At 67.3% G+C, this 16,927-nt stretch carries 14 protein-coding genes and 1 pseudogene; 8 read left to right on the top strand and 7 right to left on the bottom strand.

The annotated features are described in order from the left end of the window. The first annotated feature begins 3 nt into the window (after positions 1-3). The 5 genes and pseudogenes from ACNKFW_RS04615 to ACNKFW_RS04595 form a co-directional block, all read left to right on the top strand. The gene (locus ACNKFW_RS04615; RefSeq protein WP_024844137.1) at positions 4-672 is read left to right on the top strand and encodes an ABC transporter ATP-binding protein; all 669 of its coding nucleotides are present in this window, start codon (positions 4-6) and stop codon (positions 670-672) included. 75 nt (positions 673-747) lie between these two features. Then, complete coding sequence (locus ACNKFW_RS04610) at positions 748-1,173, top strand: ketosteroid isomerase-related protein (RefSeq protein WP_024844136.1); 426 nt, start codon at positions 748-750, stop codon at positions 1,171-1,173. Then, positions 1,170-1,751, top strand: a complete 582-nt coding sequence (locus ACNKFW_RS04605; protein ID WP_024844135.1) for a GNAT family N-acetyltransferase — start codon at positions 1,170-1,172, stop codon at positions 1,749-1,751. Before ACNKFW_RS04610 ends, ACNKFW_RS04605 begins: the two co-directional genes overlap by 4 nt. A gap of 8 nt (positions 1,752-1,759) precedes the next feature. Next, on the top strand, positions 1,760-2,617 hold the full coding sequence (locus ACNKFW_RS04600; RefSeq protein ID WP_024844134.1) for a carbon-nitrogen hydrolase family protein: 858 nt from the start codon (positions 1,760-1,762) through the stop codon (positions 2,615-2,617). 549 nt (positions 2,618-3,166) lie between these two features. Beyond that, positions 3,167-3,316 (top strand): annotated as a pseudogene (locus ACNKFW_RS04595) (IS110 family transposase); the annotation flags it as partial. A 219-nt stretch (positions 3,317-3,535) separates the two neighbouring features. Here ACNKFW_RS04595 and ACNKFW_RS04590 read toward each other — a convergent pair. After that, on the bottom strand, positions 3,536-4,993 hold the full coding sequence (locus tag ACNKFW_RS04590) for an MORN repeat-containing protein (RefSeq protein WP_147427715.1): 1,458 nt from the start codon (positions 4,991-4,993) through the stop codon (positions 3,536-3,538). 130 nt (positions 4,994-5,123) lie between these two features. Here ACNKFW_RS04590 and ACNKFW_RS04585 point away from each other — a divergent pair, with 130 nt between their 5' ends. Then, positions 5,124-6,794, top strand: coding sequence for an NAD+ synthase (locus tag ACNKFW_RS04585; protein ID WP_024844132.1), 1,671 nt, complete (start codon positions 5,124-5,126; stop codon positions 6,792-6,794). A 195-nt stretch (positions 6,795-6,989) separates the two neighbouring features. On the opposite strand, the gene pncB is transcribed toward ACNKFW_RS04585, so the two are convergent. Together pncB and pncA are read right to left on the bottom strand one after the other, a co-directional pair. After that, positions 6,990-8,300 carry a nicotinate phosphoribosyltransferase gene (gene pncB / locus ACNKFW_RS04580; protein ID WP_024844131.1) on the bottom strand — a complete coding sequence of 437 codons (1,311 nt, stop codon included), beginning with the start codon at positions 8,298-8,300 and terminating at the stop codon, positions 6,990-6,992. Continuing rightward, positions 8,297-8,893, bottom strand: a complete 597-nt coding sequence (gene pncA, locus ACNKFW_RS04575) for a bifunctional nicotinamidase/pyrazinamidase (protein ID WP_147427714.1) — start codon at positions 8,891-8,893, stop codon at positions 8,297-8,299. Before pncA ends, pncB begins: the two co-directional genes overlap by 4 nt. 99 nt (positions 8,894-8,992) lie before the next feature. Here pncA and ACNKFW_RS04570 point away from each other — a divergent pair, with 99 nt between their 5' ends. Together ACNKFW_RS04570 and ACNKFW_RS04565 are read left to right on the top strand one after the other, a co-directional pair. After that, positions 8,993-9,898, top strand: coding sequence for a rhodanese-related sulfurtransferase (locus tag ACNKFW_RS04570; RefSeq protein WP_147428281.1), 906 nt, complete (start codon positions 8,993-8,995; stop codon positions 9,896-9,898). 218 nt (positions 9,899-10,116) lie between these two features. Beyond that, positions 10,117-10,716: an outer membrane protein gene (locus tag ACNKFW_RS04565; RefSeq protein WP_147427713.1), complete on the top strand. Its 600-nt coding sequence runs from the start codon at positions 10,117-10,119 to the stop codon at positions 10,714-10,716. Between the two features lie 57 nt (positions 10,717-10,773). On the opposite strand, the gene ACNKFW_RS04560 is transcribed toward ACNKFW_RS04565, so the two are convergent. From ACNKFW_RS04560 to ACNKFW_RS04545, 4 genes are all read right to left on the bottom strand, one after another. Further along, positions 10,774-13,056 (bottom strand): NADP-dependent malic enzyme, encoded by a 2,283-nt coding sequence (locus ACNKFW_RS04560; protein WP_024844127.1) that lies wholly within the window; start codon positions 13,054-13,056, stop codon positions 10,774-10,776. Positions 13,057-13,141: 85 nt separating this feature from the next. Beyond that, on the bottom strand, positions 13,142-14,512 hold the full coding sequence (locus tag ACNKFW_RS04555; protein ID WP_024844126.1) for an oligosaccharide flippase family protein: 1,371 nt from the start codon (positions 14,510-14,512) through the stop codon (positions 13,142-13,144). Beyond that, complete coding sequence (locus tag ACNKFW_RS04550; RefSeq protein WP_418024822.1) at positions 14,512-15,954, bottom strand: GumC family protein; 1,443 nt, start codon at positions 15,952-15,954, stop codon at positions 14,512-14,514. The genes ACNKFW_RS04555 and ACNKFW_RS04550 overlap by 1 nt, the downstream gene beginning before the upstream one ends. A gap of 85 nt (positions 15,955-16,039) precedes the next feature. Beyond that, the gene (locus tag ACNKFW_RS04545; RefSeq protein ID WP_024844124.1) at positions 16,040-16,744 is read right to left on the bottom strand and encodes a chromosome partitioning protein; all 705 of its coding nucleotides are present in this window, start codon (positions 16,742-16,744) and stop codon (positions 16,040-16,042) included. Positions 16,745-16,927 lie beyond the last annotated feature (183 nt).

Below are 16,927 nucleotides of genomic sequence, written 5' to 3'. Positions count from 1 at the left end.
GCCATGATCCGGCTCGAGAACCTGACCAAGATCTACCGGCTCAACGGCCGCGAGACCCTGGTGGCGGACAATCTGAACGCCGAGTTCCCGACCGGGGCCTCGGTGGCGCTTCTGGGCCGCAACGGCGCCGGCAAGTCGACGCTCCTGCGCATCATCGCCGGCACCGTGCTGCCCACGGCCGGCCGGGTGCTGTCGGACGGCACGATTTCCTGGCCGGTGGGGTTCTCGGGCAGTTTCCACCCCGATCTGACCGGGGCGCAGAACGTGCGATTCGTGGCCCGCATCTACGGCGTGGACACCGACGAGCTGGTCGATTACGTCGCCGATTTCGCCGAGCTGGGCCAGCATTACCACCAGCCCTTCGGCAGCTATTCCTCGGGCATGCGCTCGCGGCTGGCCATGGGCACCTCGATGGGCATCCATTTCGACACCTATCTGGTCGACGAGGTCACCAGCGTCGGCGACGCCAATTTCCGCGCCAAGTCCCAGCGCGTCTTCGCCGAGCGCATGGCCCGATCATCCGCCATCGTCGTCAGCCATTCCATGCCCATGATCCGCAACATGTGCACCATGGGCGCCGTCCTGCACAACGCAAGCCTCACAATCTTCGACAACATCGACCAGGCCATCAAAAAACACGAGGAAATCCTCAGACTCCCACAGACAAAATAAAAAAGCATCCGCCAAAGGGCGGAGGTGACGCAGCCAAACAGGCGCGCTAGAGGGGGACCAAAGAAGGAGACCGCCATGGATACCAAGGCCCTGATCGCCGCCTATTACGACGCCTTCAACGCCGGCCGCACCGACGAGATGCTGGGCTATCTGCATGACGAGGTCGAGCATCACGTCAACGAGGGCGGCATCCGCCGCGGCAAGGCGGCCTTCGCCGCGTTCAACGCCCACATGACCCGCAGCTATCGCGAGGAACTGACCGGCATGGTGATCTTCGCCAATGAGGCCGGCGACCGGGCGGCGGCGGAATTCGTGGTCAACGGCACCTACCTGGCCACCGACGAGGGCCTGCCCGAGGCGAAGGGCCAGACCTATGTCCTGCCCGCCGGTGCCTTCTTCACCATCCGCGACGGCAAGATCGCGCGGGTGACGACCTATTACAACCTCGCCGACTGGACGCGGCAGGTCTCGGGGCAGGTCTCGGGGCAGGTCTCGGCGTGATCCGCACCGAATGCCTGACCGGGGATGCGGTTGCCGCCGTGCTGGACGACCTGGCGCGGCTGCGCATCGCGGTATTCCGCGACTGGCCCTATCTCTATGACGGCGACCTGGGTTATGAGCGCGATTACCTGCATGCCTATCAGTCGCCCGGCGCGGTGGTGGTCGCGGCCTGGGACGGCGACCGCATGGTCGGCGCCGCGACCGGCGCGCCGATGGAGGACCATGCCGGCGATTTCGCCGCCGCCTTCGCCAACCGGCCCGAGCGGCTGGACGAGATCTTCTATTGCGCCGAATCGGTGCTGCTGCCGGACTATCGCGGCCATGGCCTGGGCCATGCCTTCTTCGACGGGCGCGAGGCGCAGGCCCGGGCGCTTGGCCGCCGCTACAGCGCCTTTTGCAGCGTGATTCGCCCCGAGGACCACCCACTGCGGCCCCCCGCCTATCGCCCGCTGGACGGGTTCTGGCTGAAGCGCGGCTATGCGCCCTTGCCGGGCGTGGTCGCCGGTTTCGACTGGAAGGACATCGGCGAGAGCCGGTCGACCCGCAAATCCCTGCAATTCTGGATGAAACCCCTGTGAGCCGGATCGTGAAAATCGCCGCCGCCGCCTATCCCTTCGACTGGCTGGCGGATCTGGACGCTTATCGCGCCAAGATCGGCGCCTGGGTCGAGAAGGCCGCCGATTGCGATCTGCTGGTCTTTCCCGAATATGGCGCGATGGAGCTGGCCTCGCTGGGCGGGCGCGAGGTGGCGGGCGACCTGGAGGCCTCGCTGCACGAGGTCGCCCGGCACGAGGCCGCGCGCGACGCGCTGCATGCGGAACTCGCGGCGCGGCATCGGCTGCATATCCTGGCCGCCTCGGGGCCCTGTTTCGACGGGCCGCGCCCGGTCAACCGGGCGGTGCTGTTCGGGCCGCGGGGACGGATCGGCCATCAGGACAAGCAGGTGATGACCCGGTTCGAGCGCGAGGACTGGAACGTGGTCGGCGCCCCCGGCCTGCGGGTCTTTGACACGCCCGTCGGGCGGCTGGGCGTGCTGATCTGCTATGACAGCGAGTTTCCGCTGCTGGGCCGCGCGCTGGCCGAGGCGGGGGTCGAGGTGGTGCTGGTACCCTCCTGCACGGACACGGTGGCGGGGTTCAACCGGGTCCGCATCGGCGCCATGGCCCGCGCGCTGGAAAGCCAATGCGTCGTGGTGCAGGCACCGACGGTGGGCTGCGTGGACTGGAACCCCGCCATCGACGAGAACCGCGGCGCCGCGGCGATCTATGCGCCCCCCGACGGGCTCTGGCCGGAAAGCGGCGTGCTGGCCGAGGGGCTGATGGACGTGCCAGGCTGGGTCAAGGCCGAGCTGGACCTGGACCTGGTGGCCGAAAGCCGGCGGAACGGGCGGGTGCTGCCCTTCGCGCATTGGCCCGAGAGTGCGGCGGTGCGACTGGTGGATTAGAACGGGCCGCAACGCCCGCACCATTAACCGAATCTTGTAACCGAATCTTGGCAGTTTCTGTTGGAGAATCCTCGGCGACACGGGGGTTCTCTGACATGAACATGATTTACACGGAAGCGTATCGGACGACGTTCGATGCTTATCTGTGCAAGGGCATTCCGCTTCGGCTGACCTTGAAGCAGGCAGGGTCGCCAGACCAATACGTCTGGCGCTGCTAGAACGACGATCAGGTGCGGGCGAACCATCGCGCGAACGATGGCCGGGTGTTTTCATGGAACGATCCGCCTGACACCGGCCATCCGGGCGAGGTTTACAACTACCGCTAGCGAGGCCGTGCCCTATATGCCCGGCGAGACAGAGCTCGCGTTTCACGAGTTTACATCCGTGTATTCACGCCAAGCGCCGTTCGCCGTGAAAACCTGGATTTCGTGAATCACTATTGTTTTGGCGGCGGGCAGGCGCCGAAGGATCACGCGACTGGGTGCGGAATCTTGGCGCAATCGGGTGCCGAAAAGCGCAAGAGCATGCAGGGTCAAGAAATGGTCATGGCTGAAAGCCTGGGCCATGAGCCTGGCAAAGCGAGCCGGCCTCAAGAAGGCGGTTGTGGCTCTGGCCCGACGCCTTGCCGTGATCATGCACAGAATGTGGATTGATGGCAGCGATTTCCGCTGGTCGCGGGAGGGAGTCACGGCAGCATAATCGTGTAGGCAAGAAGCAAGAGCTCCACCGCTGGTGGGAAGGTGTCCTTCGCGGGACGACGGGCGAGACGAGTTCGCAATGGGTCCAGTTCCGACAGCACATGTTGTCAGGCCGCGAATCAGATTGGACCGCCTCGCTCTTCTGATCCCATGATGGGAGAGCCGCCCGCAGCATCCGACACGAACAAGGCGAAGGCGGACGGTCGCCCCGAACCCTGGCCTATTCTGCCACGGCAGGCTCCTGCGGCACCGCCCCATCTGGCGTCTCGGCGCCCTCGGGCACTGCCGCGCCCTCGGCGGGCACGGCCAGGCGGTTGTCCTCCCATTCGCCCGAGGCGACCTGGCCGGTGGCATAGCGCATCACCCCCGCGCCCTGGCGCTTGCCCATGACGAAATGGCCGCTATAGACATCGCCATTGGCATAGGTCGCGACGCCCTCGCCGTCGATCTCGCCCTGCTTCCAGCTGCCCTCGTAGCGGAAACCGTCCGGCGCGATCAGCCGGCCCTTGCCATGGCGCAGCCCGTCCACGAAGGAGCCGTCATAGGTGGTGCCGTCGGGATAGGTCGCCTGCCCCTGCCCGTGCCGCTGCCCGTCGCGCCAGGCGCCGTTATAGACATAGCCGTCCGGATAGGTCATGCGGCCCTGCCCCTCGTTGCGGCCGCGCTTGAAGCCGCCCTCGTAGACCAGGCCGTTGGCGTATTTGGCGACGCCCTGCCCCTCGATCACGCCGGCGACCCATTCGCCGTCATAGCTGGCGCCGTCCGGATAGGTGATCAGGCCGCGGCCATGCGGCAGGTCGGCCATCAGCGCGCCCTCATAGACCGAGCCGTCAGGATAGGTGATGCGGCCCAGCCCTTCCATGCGGCCCTCGACCCAGTCGCCGGTATAGACATAGCCGTCGGTGCCGGTGAAGGTGCCGGTGCCCCAGCGCTTGTCAGCGCGGAAATCGCCCTCGTAGCGGTCGCCATTGGCATAGGTGGCGACGCCCTTGCCCTCGCGCTTGCCATTGGCGAAGCGGCCCTCATAGCCGTCGCCCGAGGGCTGGGTCAGCTTGCCCTGCCCGGCCATCTGCCCCGCCGACCAGCTGCCCTCGTAGACCAGCCCGTCCGGCATCCTCAGCTTGCCCTGGCCGGAACGCTGGTTGGCCCGCATCTCGCCTTCGTAGCTGGCGCCGTCGGGATAGGTGATCTTGCCGAGGCCCTCCTTGACGCCGGCCTTCCAGTCGCCCTCGTAGCGATAGCCGTTGGGCTGGGTCAGCACGCCCTTGCCGTCATGCAGCGCGTTCAGGAAGCCGCCTTCGTAGACCGAGCCGTTGGCGTAATGCGCCACGCCCTGCCCGACGATCTGGCCGTCCTGCCAGTCGCCCTCGTAGCTGCCGCCGTCGGCATAGGTGATCTTGCCCTTGCCATGCGGCTTGCCGCCGGCGAAAGCGCCCTCGTAGACCGAGCCGTTGGGGAATTTCGCCACGCCCTGGCCCAGGATCTCGCCCTCGACCCAGTCGCCGGTATATTCGTAGCCCGAGGGCAGCCTGTAGGTGCCGCGGCCGTGCTGCTTGCCGTTGCGGAAGGTGCCCTCATAGACGCCGCCGTCGTCATATTGCTTGGTGATGACCGCCTGCGCGCCGGCCATGCCCGCGCCGGCCAGGATCACCGCGCAGGCGACAAGGGCTGCCTTCATGGGTGCTGCACTCCGCCTCGTTGCTGCTTTTGCCATCGGTTTATCGCAAGGGGCGCGCCGGCGCAAAGCCCGACTTTTCCTTTGCCGCGCCGTCGCCTATCAACGGGCCGAGATCCGGTAAGGAAGCGCCATGACCGACACGTTCCGCATCACCCTTGGACAGCTGAACCCGACCGTGGGCGATTTGCCCGGCAATGCCGCCCAGGCGCGCGAGGCATGGGCCAGGGCGCGCGAGGCCGGCGCCAACCTGCTGGCCCTGCCCGAGATGTTCATCACCGGCTACCAGACCCAGGACCTGGTTCTGAAGCCCGGCTTCACGCAGGAAGCGATGGCGCATATCGTCGATCTGGCGCGCGACTGCGCCGACGGCCCCGCCATCGGCATCGGCGGCCCCTATGCCGAGGAGGACCGGCTCTACAACGCCTATTGGATCCTCAAGGGCGGCCGGGTGGCGGCGCGGGTGCTCAAGCATGAATTGCCGCACAAGCAGCTGTTCGACGAATGGCGGCTGTTCAATGTCGGGCCGATCTCGGGGCCCTACAGCCTGGACGGGCTGCGCATCGGCAGCCCGATCTGCGAGGACGCCTGGTGGCCCGAGGTCTGCGAAACCCTGGCCGAGACCGGGGCCGAGATCCTGCTGGTCCCGAACGGCAGCCCCTATCATCGGGGCAAGCTGGACCTGCGCATGGGCCATATGGTCGCCCGCGTGGTCGAGACCGGCCTGCCGCTGATCTACCTGAACTCGGTCGGCGGGCAGGACGACCAGATCTATGACGGCGGCAGCTTCGTGCTGAACCCCGGCGAGGATGGCGGTGCGGTCAAGGTCATGCAGCTGGCCCCCTTCGACGAGATGCTGGCGCATGTCGATTTCACCCGCACGCCGCAGGGCTGGCGCGCGGTGCCGGGCCGGATGGACCACCAGCCCGACGAATGGGAACAGGACTACCGCGCCATGACGCTGGGCCTGCGCGACTACATGCGCAAGTCGGGGTTCCGCAAGGCGGTGCTGGGGCTGTCGGGCGGCATCGACTCGGCGCTGGTCGCGACCATCGCCGCCGACGCCATCGGCCCCGAGAACGTCCGCTGCGTCATGCTGCCCAGCGAATACACCTCGCAAGCCAGCCTCGACGATGCCGCCGATTGCGCGGCCCGGCTGGGCACGCGGCTGGACACCGTGCATATCGAGGGCGCCCGCGACGCGGTCGGCGAGGCGCTGGCGCATCTGATGGCGGGCACCCAGCCCGACGCGACCGAGGAAAACATCCAGTCCCGGCTGCGCGGCGTGATGCTGATGGCGCTGTCGAACAAGTTCGGCGAGCTGCTCTTGACCACCGGCAACAAGTCCGAGGTCGCGGTCGGCTATGCCACGATCTATGGCGACATGGCCGGCGGCTACAATCCGATCAAGGATCTCTACAAGACCCGCGTCTTTCAGACCTGCCGCTGGCGCAATGAAAACCACCGCGACTGGATGCTGGGCCGCGCGGGCGAGGTGATCCCGCCGCAGATCATCTCGAAGCCCCCCTCGGCCGAGCTGCGCCCGAACCAGAAGGACCAGGACAGCCTGCCGCCCTATGAGGTGCTGGACGCGATCCTGGAGGGGCTGGTCGAGAAGGATCTGGCGCTGAAGGACCTGGTCGCGCAGGGCTTCGAGCCCGAGACGGTCAAGAAGGTCGAGACCCTGCTTTATGGCAGCGAATGGAAGCGTTACCAGGCTGCACCGGGGCCGCGCATCTCGACCAAGGCCTTCTGGCTCGACCGCCGCTATCCGCTGGTGAACCGCTGGCGCGACCGGCTCTAGCGCGGCGCGGCCGTCGCGCGGCGGGACACCCTGTCCCAGCCGCCAAAGCCGGCGGCAGGCGTTGCCGGACGCGCGATTAGCCGGGTCTTGCTGCAAGACGACGGTAACGACGGCGCGATCTCGTTCGACGGCCATCCGGCGCCTCCGGCAAGGAATATGCCACGGCAGCGGCAAGGCACCGACCGAGCCGGCGGATCAGACCACGACCGCCATGCGCTGCTGCTGGCCGACGCCGAAGACGCGCTTGTAGCGCGCGATCTCCTCCTCGGGACCGGTGGCCTTTTCGGGGTTGTCGGAAAGCTTGACGGTCGGCCGCCCCTCGGCCGCCACCGCCTTGCAGACCAGCGAGAACGGCGCCAGCCCGTCGCCCGGCACCAGCCCGCGGAAGTCGTTGGTCAAGAGCGTGCCCCAGCCGAAGCTGATCTTGGCCCGGCCGTGGAAGCGCCGGAACAGATCCTTGATCTTGTCCACGTCCAGCCCGTCGGAAAAGATGATCAGCTTGTCGCGCGGATCCTCGCCGCGCTCCTGCCACCAGCGGATCGCGGTCTCGGCGCCCACGGCCGGGTCGCCGCTGTCGACGCGGATGCCGGTCCAGCCGGCCAGCCAGTCGGGCGCGTGCTCCAGGAACCCCTGGGTGCCATAGGTATCGGGCAGGATGATGCGCAGCATCCCGTCATGCTCCTCGTGCCAGTCGGCGAGGACGCGATAGGGGGCCTGGCGCAGTTCCGCGTCGCTGTCGGCCAGCGCGGCATAGACCATGGGCAGTTCATGGGCATTGGTGCCGATGGCCTCGATGTCGCGGCGCATGGCGATCAGGCAGTTCGAGGTGCCGATAAACCGCTCGTCGCCCAGCCCCTCGACCATGGCCTGCACGCACCAGTCCTGCCACAGGAAGCTGTGCCGCCGCCGCGTGCCGAAATCGGCGATGCGCAGGTCCGGGCCGAGCTTGCGCAATTCCTCGATCTTTTCCCAAAGCCGGGCCATGGCGCGGGCATAGAGCACCTGCAATTCAAACCGGCCCATGTCCTTGAGGACGGCGCGCGAGCGCAGCTCCATGATGATCGCCAGCGCCGGGATCTCCCACAGCATGACCTCGGGCCAGCGGCCCTCGAAGACCAGCTCATACTGGCCGTCGCGCTTTTCCAGGTGATAGGCGGGCAGGCGCAGCTTCTCCAGGAACTCCATGAAATCCGGGCGGAACATCTGCCGCTTGCCGTAGAAGGTATTGCCGCGCAGCCAGGTGCTTTCGCCCCGCGTCAGCGACAGGCCGCGGACATGGTCCAACTGCTCGCGCAGCTCGCCCTCGTCGATCAGCTCGGCCAGGCGGATGCGGCTGGTGCGGTTGATCAGGCTGAAGGTGACCTGCGTGTCGGGCCGGTTGCGGAACACCGACTGGCACATCAGCAGCTTGTAGAAATCGTCGTCGATCAGCGAGCGGACGATGGGGTCGATCTTCCACTTGTGGTTATAGACGCGGGTGGCGATATCGACCGTCGGGATCATCATGCCAGCACCACCCCCGCCTTGCGCATCGCCTCGCGCGCCGCCTCGCGCGAGCCGTTCAGGTCGATGGCGCGGGTGGCCTCCTCGATCACGGTGGCGCGAAAGCCCAGCTTGGCGGCGTCGATGGCCGACCAGGCGACACAGAAGTCATGCGCGAGGCCCACGAAGGCCAGGTCGTCCATGCCGCGGTCGCGCAAATATCCGGCCAGGCCGGTGGGGGTGCGATGGTCGTTCTCGAAGAACGCGGAATAGCTGTCGATCTGCAGCCGGAACCCCTTGCGGATCACCAGATCGGCGCAATCGACGGCCAGCGTCGGATGAAACCCCGCCCCCGCCGAGCCGATCACGCAATGCGCCGGCCACAGCACCTGCGGGCCGTAGGGCATCTCGACTTGCGAAAATGCCGCTGCGCCGGGATGGTTGTCGGCAAAGCTGGCATGGTCCTGCGGATGCCAGTCCTGGGTCAGCACCACGGTGTCGAAATCGGCCATCAGGTCGTTGACCCCTGCCACGATCTCGTCCCCGCCGGCGACCGCCAGCCGGCCGCCGGGACAGAAATCCAGCTGCATGTCGATGACGATCAGGGCCCGTGCCATGGCGCCTCTCCTGTTTCCCAGGAAAATTGGTAGGCGCAGGCGGCGGGGGCGTCAATGCGGCAACTTGATTGCACATCCTTGCGGCGCTATGGCCAGCCCATGCTGATCGTCGCCGCGCTTTACCATTTCACCCGCTTTCCCGACCCTCAGGCGCTGAAGCCGCCGCTGGCCAAATGCGCCTGCACGAACGGGGTCAGGGGCACCTTGCTGCTGGCGCCCGAGGGGATCAACGGCACCATCGCCGGCACCCGCGAAGGCATCGACGCGGTGCTGGCGCATATCCGCGCCCTGCCCGGCTGCGCGGGGCTGGAATGGAAGGAAAGCACCGCCGAGGCCATGCCCTTCGGCCGCATGAAGGTCCGCCTGAAGCGCGAGATCGTCACCATGGGCCAGCCCGAGGTGGACCCCACCGCCGCGGTCGGGCGCTATGTCGCGCCGCAGGACTGGAATGCGCTGATCAGCGCCCCCGACGTGGCGGTGATCGACACCCGCAACGATTACGAGGTCGAGATCGGCTCCTTCGCCGGCGCCGTCGATCCCGGCACCCGCAGCTTCCGCGACTTTCCCGCCTGGTGGCGCGAGAATGCGCATCGCTTCCACAACAAGCGCATCGCCATGTTCTGCACCGGCGGCATCCGCTGCGAGAAATCCACCAATTTCCTGCTGGGCGAGGGCGTGGCAGAGGTCTTTCACCTCAAGGGCGGCATCCTGAAATACCTGGAGGAGGTGCCCGAGGAGGAAAGCCTGTGGCGCGGCGAATGCTTCGTCTTCGACAAGCGGGTGAGCCTGGGCCACGGGCTGCGGCAGGGCCGCTACGACCTGTGCCACGCCTGCCGCCGCCCGCTGGCGCCCGAGGACCGCACCCGCCCGGAATATGAGCCCGGCGTCTGCTGCCATCGCTGCGCGGGCGAATATAGCGAGGCCGACCGCGCCCGTTTCCGGGAACGCCAGCGCCAGGCCGAGCGCGGCGAATGCTTTGGGCAGATCGACGAAACCGGAAGCTGAAACTCGTTCATTATCAATTTGTTAGACAAAATCTCTGACCGCGCATCACGCCCAATCACGCCGGCTTGAGCGCGAAGCCCCTGTATCGGCAGGCTTTTTTCATCGCCTTTCATCCCTGCGGCTAACGGGCCGTCACTTGTCCGTGCCACGACCCCGCCAAGCCTTCCAATCCCGGCCCCGGGTGGTAGGCAGACGGTCCGAGTTAAATGGAGAACACCATGAAGAAAGTCGGATACGCAGCTTTGGTTTCGCTGATCGCCGGTGGCGCCTATGCGGGTGGCTATGTCGCCCCCGTGGTCGAGCAGCCGGTCGTGGCACCGGCGCCCGTGACGACCGTTTCGGACAGCGACTGGACGGGCTTCTATGCCGGTCTGCAATACGGCAAGGGCAGCGGCGACCTGAGCAATCGCGGCGCGCTGGCCGATTTCGGCGATTACGACGGCTATGGCCTGCATGCGGGCTATCAGCACGACCTGGGCCGCTTCGTGCTGGGCGGCGAACTGGACTACAACAAGATCTCGCCCGACGAGAACTATGACGACGGCGACCTGACCCGGCTGCGGCTGCGTGCCGGTGCCGACATGGGCCGCTTCCTGCCCTATGTCACGCTGGGCGCGGCCAAGATCTCGGTCGATGATTTCTCGGAAACCGGGCTGACCTATGGTCTCGGCGCCGATTTCAAAGTCACCGAGCGCTTCACCGTCGGCGCGGAATACAGCCGCAGCGACTTCAAGGACGTGCTGGAGGACGAAACCGGCATCAGCGGCCGCGACCTGGACACCGATCTGGTGCAGCTGCGCGCCTCGTATCGGTTCTGATCCCGACGCAACAGGCAAGGCGCCCCCGATCCGGGGGCGCCTTTGGTTTGGGGCGGGTTACTTCACCTGTCCCAGCCGTCCCGCGGCGATGGCGGCCATGTTCAGGATGTCGTTCACCGTCGAACCGGTCGAGCAGATCTGGATCGGCTGCGGCACCCCGGTCAGGATCGGCCCGATCACCGTCGCCCCGGCCATTTCCTGCAAGAGCTTCACCGAGATCGAGGCCGAGTGCCGCGCCGGCACCACCAGCACATTGGCCGGCCCCTTGAGCCGCGAGAACGGGTATTTCGCCGCCTGCGACGGGTTCAACGCCACGTCCACGGTCATCTCGCCCTCATATTCGAAATCGACGCGGCGGGCGTCCAGCACCTCGGTCGCATGGGCCATCTTCACCGCGCGCTCGCTGATCGGGTAGCCGAAGTTCGAAAACGACAGAAAGGCCACGCGCGGCTCCAGCCCCAGGCCGCGCGCGACATGGGCGCCGCGGGTGGCGATGTCGGCCAGATCCTCGGCCTCGGGCCATTCATGGACCAGCGTGTCGCCCATCAGGATCACCCGGCCATTGTGCAGGACCGCGGTGATGCCCACCGCGCCGTCGGCCGGGGTCACGTCGAAGACCGTGCCGATTTGGGCCAGCACATGCGCGTTCTTGCGCGTGGCCCCCGTCACCAGCCCGTCGCCATGGCCATGCGCCAGCATCAGCGAGGCAAAGACATGGCGGTCGCGATTGGCCAGCTTGACCGCGTCCTCGCGGTCATGGCCCTTGCGCTGCAGGCGGGCATAAAGCGTCTCGTGATATTGCTCGAGATGGCGGGAATTGCCGGCATTGACCACGGTGATCTCGCGCGCGGCGTCGCCCAGGCCGGCGGCCTCCAGCTTTTCACGCACGTCGCTTTCCCGGCCGACGACGATGGACTGGCCCATGCCGCCGCGCTGCCAGGCCACGGCGGCGCGCAGCACCCGCAGGTCGTCCCCCTCGGCAAAGATCATCCGGGCCTGGGCCTGGCGGGCGCGGGCATGGATGCCCTGCAGGATCGCCGCGGTCGGGTCCATGCGCGCCTTGAGCGACTGGACATAGCCCTCCATGTCGATGATCGGGCGGCGGGCGACGCCGGTATCCATCCCCGCGCGCGCCACCGCCGGCGGCACGACATGGATCAGCCGCGGGTCGAAGGGCGTCGGGATGATGTAGTCGCGGCCGAATTGCAGCTTGCGGCCGTAGGCGACGGCGACCTCGTCCGGCACGTCCTCGCGCGCCAGTTCCGCCAGCGCGCGGGCGCAGGCGATCTTCATCTCGTCATTGATGGCGCGGGCATGGATGTCCAGCGCGCCGCGGAACAGATAGGGAAAGCCCAGGACGTTGTTGACCTGGTTCGGATAGTCCGAGCGGCCGGTGGCGACGATGGCGTCGGGGCGGACGGCATGCGCCTCCTCGGGGGTGATCTCGGGATCGGGGTTGGCCATGGCGAAGATGACCGGGTTCTCGGCCATGGACAGCACCATGTCCTGCGTCACCGCTCCCTTGGCCGAGACGCCCAGGAACACGTCGGCGCCCTGCATCGCCTCGTCCAGCGTGCGCGCCTCGGTCACGACGGCATGGGCGGATTTCCACTGGTTCATGCCCTCGGTGCGGCCCTGCCAGATCACGCCCTTGGTGTCGCACATGATACAGTTCTCATGCCGCGCGCCCATGGATTTCAGCAGCTCCAGGCAGGCGATGCCGGCGGCGCCGGCGCCGTTCAGCACGATCTTCACGTCCTCGATCTTCTTGCCCGACAGTTCCAGCGCGTTGATCAGCCCCGCCGCGCAGATCACCGCCGTGCCGTGCTGGTCGTCATGGAAGACCGGGATGTCCATGACCTCTTTCAGCCGCTGCTCGATGATGAAGCATTCCGGCGCCTTGATGTCCTCGAGGTTGATGCCGCCGAAGGTCGGGCCCATCAGCCGCACCGCATTGATGATCTCGTCCGGATCCTCGGTATCCAGCTCGATGTCGATCGCGTTCACATCGGCGAAACGCTTGAACAGGACCGCCTTGCCCTCCATCACCGGCTTCGAGGCCAGCGCGCCCAGGTTCCCCAGCCCCAGGATGGCGGTGCCGTTCGAGATCACCGCGACCATGTTGCCCTTGACGGTATAGTCATAGGCGGTCTCGGGCCGCTCGGCGATGGCCTCGACCGGGACCGCCACGCCGGGGGAATAGGCCAGCGACAGGTCGCGCTGCGTCGCCATCGGGGTCGAGGCCACGATGTCGTATTTGCCCGGACGGGGTTCCAGGTGATAGGCCAGAGCCTCTTCCCGCGTGATGCGGGACTTGCGCGGGGTGTTGTCGTCGCTCATCCGGTGCCTCCTCCTCGTGACGTTCCGGCAGCAATAGCGCCAGGCCACGCGGAACCGGAAGGGGTAAAATGCCGGCCGGCACGCCTCAGGGGGACATCGCGGCCAGCACTGCATCGCGATGGCCGCTCAGCGCCGTCGCCGCCGCGACAAGGGCGAGTGCGGCGGCGATCAGGTCGTGGCGCGGATCCCAGCAACCATGCCGCCGCGCCAGCCAGACCGTCGCCGGATAGCACAACAGCTGCGCCAGCGCCTGCCCGATCAACAGCCCCGGCAGGCCGTAAAGCACCGCCCCCCCCGCGACCAGCGCGAAATAGATCGCCGCGCGGGTGGATTGCACGACGAAGAAGCCGCGTGAATCCCCGGCCGCCAGCGCCGCCGATTCATAGCTCAGCGGGATGACCTGCAGCATCTGGATGCAGGCGATGGCGACCAGGATGCCCCCCGCCGCGGCATAGCGCGGGTCATAGAGCAGCTCGACCAGGGGCGGGCCGGCCCAGGCCAGCGCCACCGCCACCGCCAGCAGCAGCGCCGTCAGCCCGGCGCGGGTACGGGCCAGGATGCGGGCGTTCTCGGCGCTTTCGGCCGGCGGATGCTGGCGATACATCGGGATGAACAGCCGCCCGGCGATCGACGACCCCAGCATGGCCGGCACCGTGGCCAGGAACAGGCCGATATTGTAGATGCCCAGCTGGTTCAGCGTCAGCACCCGCCCCAGGATGATCCGGTCGCCCTGAAACAGCAGGAAGCCGCAGATAGTGCTGAAAAAGATCCACTTGCCGAATTTCATCACCTCGGCGCGGGCCTCGGGCTCCATCCGCAGCCGGTTGCGGTGTCCGGGCAGGAACAGCCGGAACATCAGCAGCTGGACCAGCGCGCCCAGCACATTGCCCCAGACCAGCGCCCAGACCGATTGCAGGATCAGCGCCGCGGCGACGGTCAGCAGGATGCCGATCAGCTGGTTGCACAGCTCGATCACCGTCAGCCGGCCCAGCTGCAAATGGCGCGCGGCCGTGTCGATGCGGGTCGGAAGGAGGCCGCCGACGATCATCGAGCAGGCCGCAGCCGGAAACACCCAGCCGAACAGCGGCGCGTCGTAAAAGACCGCCAACGGCCAGGCCATGACCATGGCCGCGCCGAAGATCAGGAAGCCCCGGATGATCTTCAGCGTCCAGATCGTGTCGAGGAAATCCGGCTCGTCGCCGCGCTTGCTCTGCATGATCGAGGGGCCGAAGCCCATGTCGCTGAACATGGTCAGGCCGATCAGGAAACTGGTGACCAGCGCCATCAGGCCGAAATCGTCGGGGCTGAGGATGCGGGTCAGGATCAGGTTCGAGCCCAGGCGCATGATCTGGCCCAGGCCGAAATTGGCCATGGACCAGGCCCCGCTGCCCAGGGCCCGCGAGGCGAAGCTGCGGCCCGGCGCGGCGGCGGTTTCGCTTCCGCCCTGCCCGCTCATCAGCCCATCCCGTCGGTCGGCATCGGCACGACGCCGGGCGAAGGCAGGCCGGGCACCTTGCCGATCATCCACAGCGCGACCAGGACGCCCAGCACCAGAAGCAGGACCATATAGATGTTGCGCAGCCGGCGCCGGCGCAGGTCGGCCGCCGTCTGCCGATAGGGCAAGGAAATCACCGGCCGGGTTCCGGTGGCACGGGCGAATTGCTCGCTGCGCCGCAAGACCGGGTTCAGCAACTCCAGGACAAAGGCCGCGGCCAGCGCCAGCCCGACGCTGACCCCTGCCCCCATCACCGCGCTTTTCTTGCGGTTCGACATGGCGGGATATTCCGGCGGCAAGGCACGCTCCAGCAGCACGAAACGCTCGGCCTGGTCGTTTTGCATCAGCATCTGCTGGGTTTCGACCTGGGCCAGCTGGCGCGAGATCTCGTTATAGCGGTCCTGCAACCGGCGCTGCTGGCGGGTCATCGCCTCAAGCTCGCGGCTGACCTCGGGGGCGCGGGCGCGGGCCCGGTCGATCTCGGTGCGGCGCAACGCGATCCCGGCCTTCTGTTCGTTCAGCCTGGCCAGCTGGGCCTCGATCAGCTCGGCCTGGCGGCGAACCACGTCCGGTCCGCCGCTGCCGGTGCCACTGTTGAGCAGCTTCAGGTTTTCCTCCAGCCGCCGGATCTCGGGATGGTCGGGCGCCAGCGTCCGGCGCGCCTGCGCCAGTTCGATCTCGGCGGTACGGATCTGCTGCACCAGCGAGGCCGAGGGCCGGGCCTCGGCCGCAAGCCCCCCCGCCTCCAGCGACAACCGCTCGCGCTGCAAGGTCATGATGTCGCGGTCCAGCGCCGTCTCGGTCTCGGTCAGCTGGGCCAGCTGGGTCTGCAGGAATTCCTGCGAACTGGGCAGCGCATCCTCGTTGCGGGCGCTGAACTCGACCAGCTTGCGCTCCTGTTCGGACAACTGCTCGTTCAGACGGCGTTCCTCGCTGCGCAGGTATTCCTGCGCCTCCAGGATGCGGGCCTGGCGGTTCTCGCGGTCGCGGTTGACCACGCTGTTGGCGAAGTCATTGGCGATGGCGGCCGCGGTCGTCGGCGTCTCGGCCTGGGCGGTGATGACGATGGCGGCCAGCGACATGCGGGAATCGACCGAAACGCCGGGGGCGGCGATGCTTTCGATCCGGGTCGAGTTGCGCAGCGCCACCAGCTTTTCCGACTCGCTCAGCGGGGTGCCGGCGAACAGCCCCAGCCGCTCGATCACCTCGCGCAGGTTGGCGCGCGCCATCAGGCGCTGTTCGATCAGCTGCACCCGGCGCGAGGCAGGCAGCGAACTGTCGCTGCCCTGGTCGATGGCGGCCGGCATGTCCAGCTGGATCACCGCCGAGGCCTCGTAGACGCGGGGCGAGGAAACGATCAGGTAGAACGAGGTCAGCACGCCCAGGACCACGATCGTCAGCACCAGCGGCAAGCGCCGCCAGATTATCGAGATCAGATCCTGCAAGGATTGAATCGGTCCCAAATCTTGAACCCTGTCTATTCGTTGTTCAGTCTTCCGACTTGTTCAGGACCACGCCCATCACCGGCGGCATGCCGACCAGCAGCCTTTCGCATTCCGCCATGTCCGAGGCGGTGCCGCGGCGCCCGTCGGCGACCAGCAGCAGCGCATCGGCCAGCGGCAGGGCGGCCAGCGCCGCATCCTCGCCCAAAAGGGCGGCGGTGTCGATGACCGCGATCCGGGCGGGGTGGCGGTCGTGCAGCCGCCGCATGGCCTGGGCCAGCGCCTCGTCCTGCAAAAGCTCGGCCGCGTCCGGCTCGGCCCGGTCCGGGGCCAGGACCGACAGGTTCGGCGCCTCGTCCACGCGCGAGACCAGCGCGTCCAGATCGCCGCCCCCGGCCAGCGCGGCCGAAACCGCGCTGCAGCCCGGAATGCCCAGCTGGCCGGCCACGCTGGGGCTGCCCAGATCCAGGTCGATCAGCGTCACCTGCGTATGCGGCTGGCGGGCCAGCGCCAGGGCCAGGTTCACCGCGACGAAGGTGCCGCCAGCACCCTGCGTCACCGGCACCACGGCAAGCTTGCTCCAGCCGCGGCTGCGCATCTCGCGCAGGATGCGGGTGCGCAACAGCGAAAACCGCTGCGCGCTGATCTTGGCATGTTTCGCGTCCATGGCGGTCAGGGCCGCCTCGCGCCGGATGAACTTGCTGGAGACATGGCCCTGCGCCGCATCGCGCGCAGCCTGTCCAACCGGCATCCTGTCCGGGTCGTTCCCTTTCGCGGGCGTCAAACCTGTTGCCCCTCTGCCTCTGGTGAAACGGCGCCGTCCCAAGGCCGGCGGCCTGCCGGTGACTTTCCCGGCAGCGGCATGGTAGCGTCGGGGCCATGAATGCGACAACCCAAAACCGGCCCGATCCCGACAATGCCCGGCATTTCCCGG

The organism is Paracoccus sp. TD-10 (assembly GCF_048270675.1).
GTDB lineage: Bacteria > Pseudomonadota > Alphaproteobacteria > Rhodobacterales > Rhodobacteraceae > Paracoccus > Paracoccus pantotrophus.
The sequence above is the reverse complement of the archived record's forward strand: the minus strand, read 5'-3'. Positions and strand labels throughout refer to the sequence as shown.

Excerpts from the sequence above, each read along its gene's own strand:
- ACNKFW_RS04615 (WP_024844137.1), top strand. The coding sequence starts at position 4 with ATGATCCGGCTCGAGAACCTGACCAAGATCTACCGGCTCAACGGCCGC.
- ACNKFW_RS04565 (WP_147427713.1), top strand. The coding sequence starts at position 10,117 with ATGAAGAAAGTCGGATACGCAGCTTTGGTTTCGCTGATCGCCGGTGGC.
- ACNKFW_RS04545 (WP_024844124.1), bottom strand. The coding sequence starts at position 16,744 with ATGCCGGTTGGACAGGCTGCGCGCGATGCGGCGCAGGGCCATGTCTCC.
- ACNKFW_RS04555 (WP_024844126.1), bottom strand. The coding sequence starts at position 14,512 with ATGAGCGGGCAGGGCGGAAGCGAAACCGCCGCCGCGCCGGGCCGCAGC.
- ACNKFW_RS04570 (WP_147428281.1), top strand. The coding sequence starts at position 8,993 with ATGCTGATCGTCGCCGCGCTTTACCATTTCACCCGCTTTCCCGACCCT.
- pncA (WP_147427714.1), bottom strand. The coding sequence starts at position 8,893 with ATGGCACGGGCCCTGATCGTCATCGACATGCAGCTGGATTTCTGTCCC.
- ACNKFW_RS04560 (WP_024844127.1), bottom strand. The coding sequence starts at position 13,056 with ATGAGCGACGACAACACCCCGCGCAAGTCCCGCATCACGCGGGAAGAG.
- ACNKFW_RS04610 (WP_024844136.1), top strand. The coding sequence starts at position 748 with ATGGATACCAAGGCCCTGATCGCCGCCTATTACGACGCCTTCAACGCC.
- pncB (WP_024844131.1), bottom strand. The coding sequence starts at position 8,300 with ATGATGATCCCGACGGTCGATATCGCCACCCGCGTCTATAACCACAAG.
- ACNKFW_RS04585 (WP_024844132.1), top strand. The coding sequence starts at position 5,124 with ATGACCGACACGTTCCGCATCACCCTTGGACAGCTGAACCCGACCGTG.
- ACNKFW_RS04590 (WP_147427715.1), bottom strand. The coding sequence starts at position 4,993 with ATGAAGGCAGCCCTTGTCGCCTGCGCGGTGATCCTGGCCGGCGCGGGC.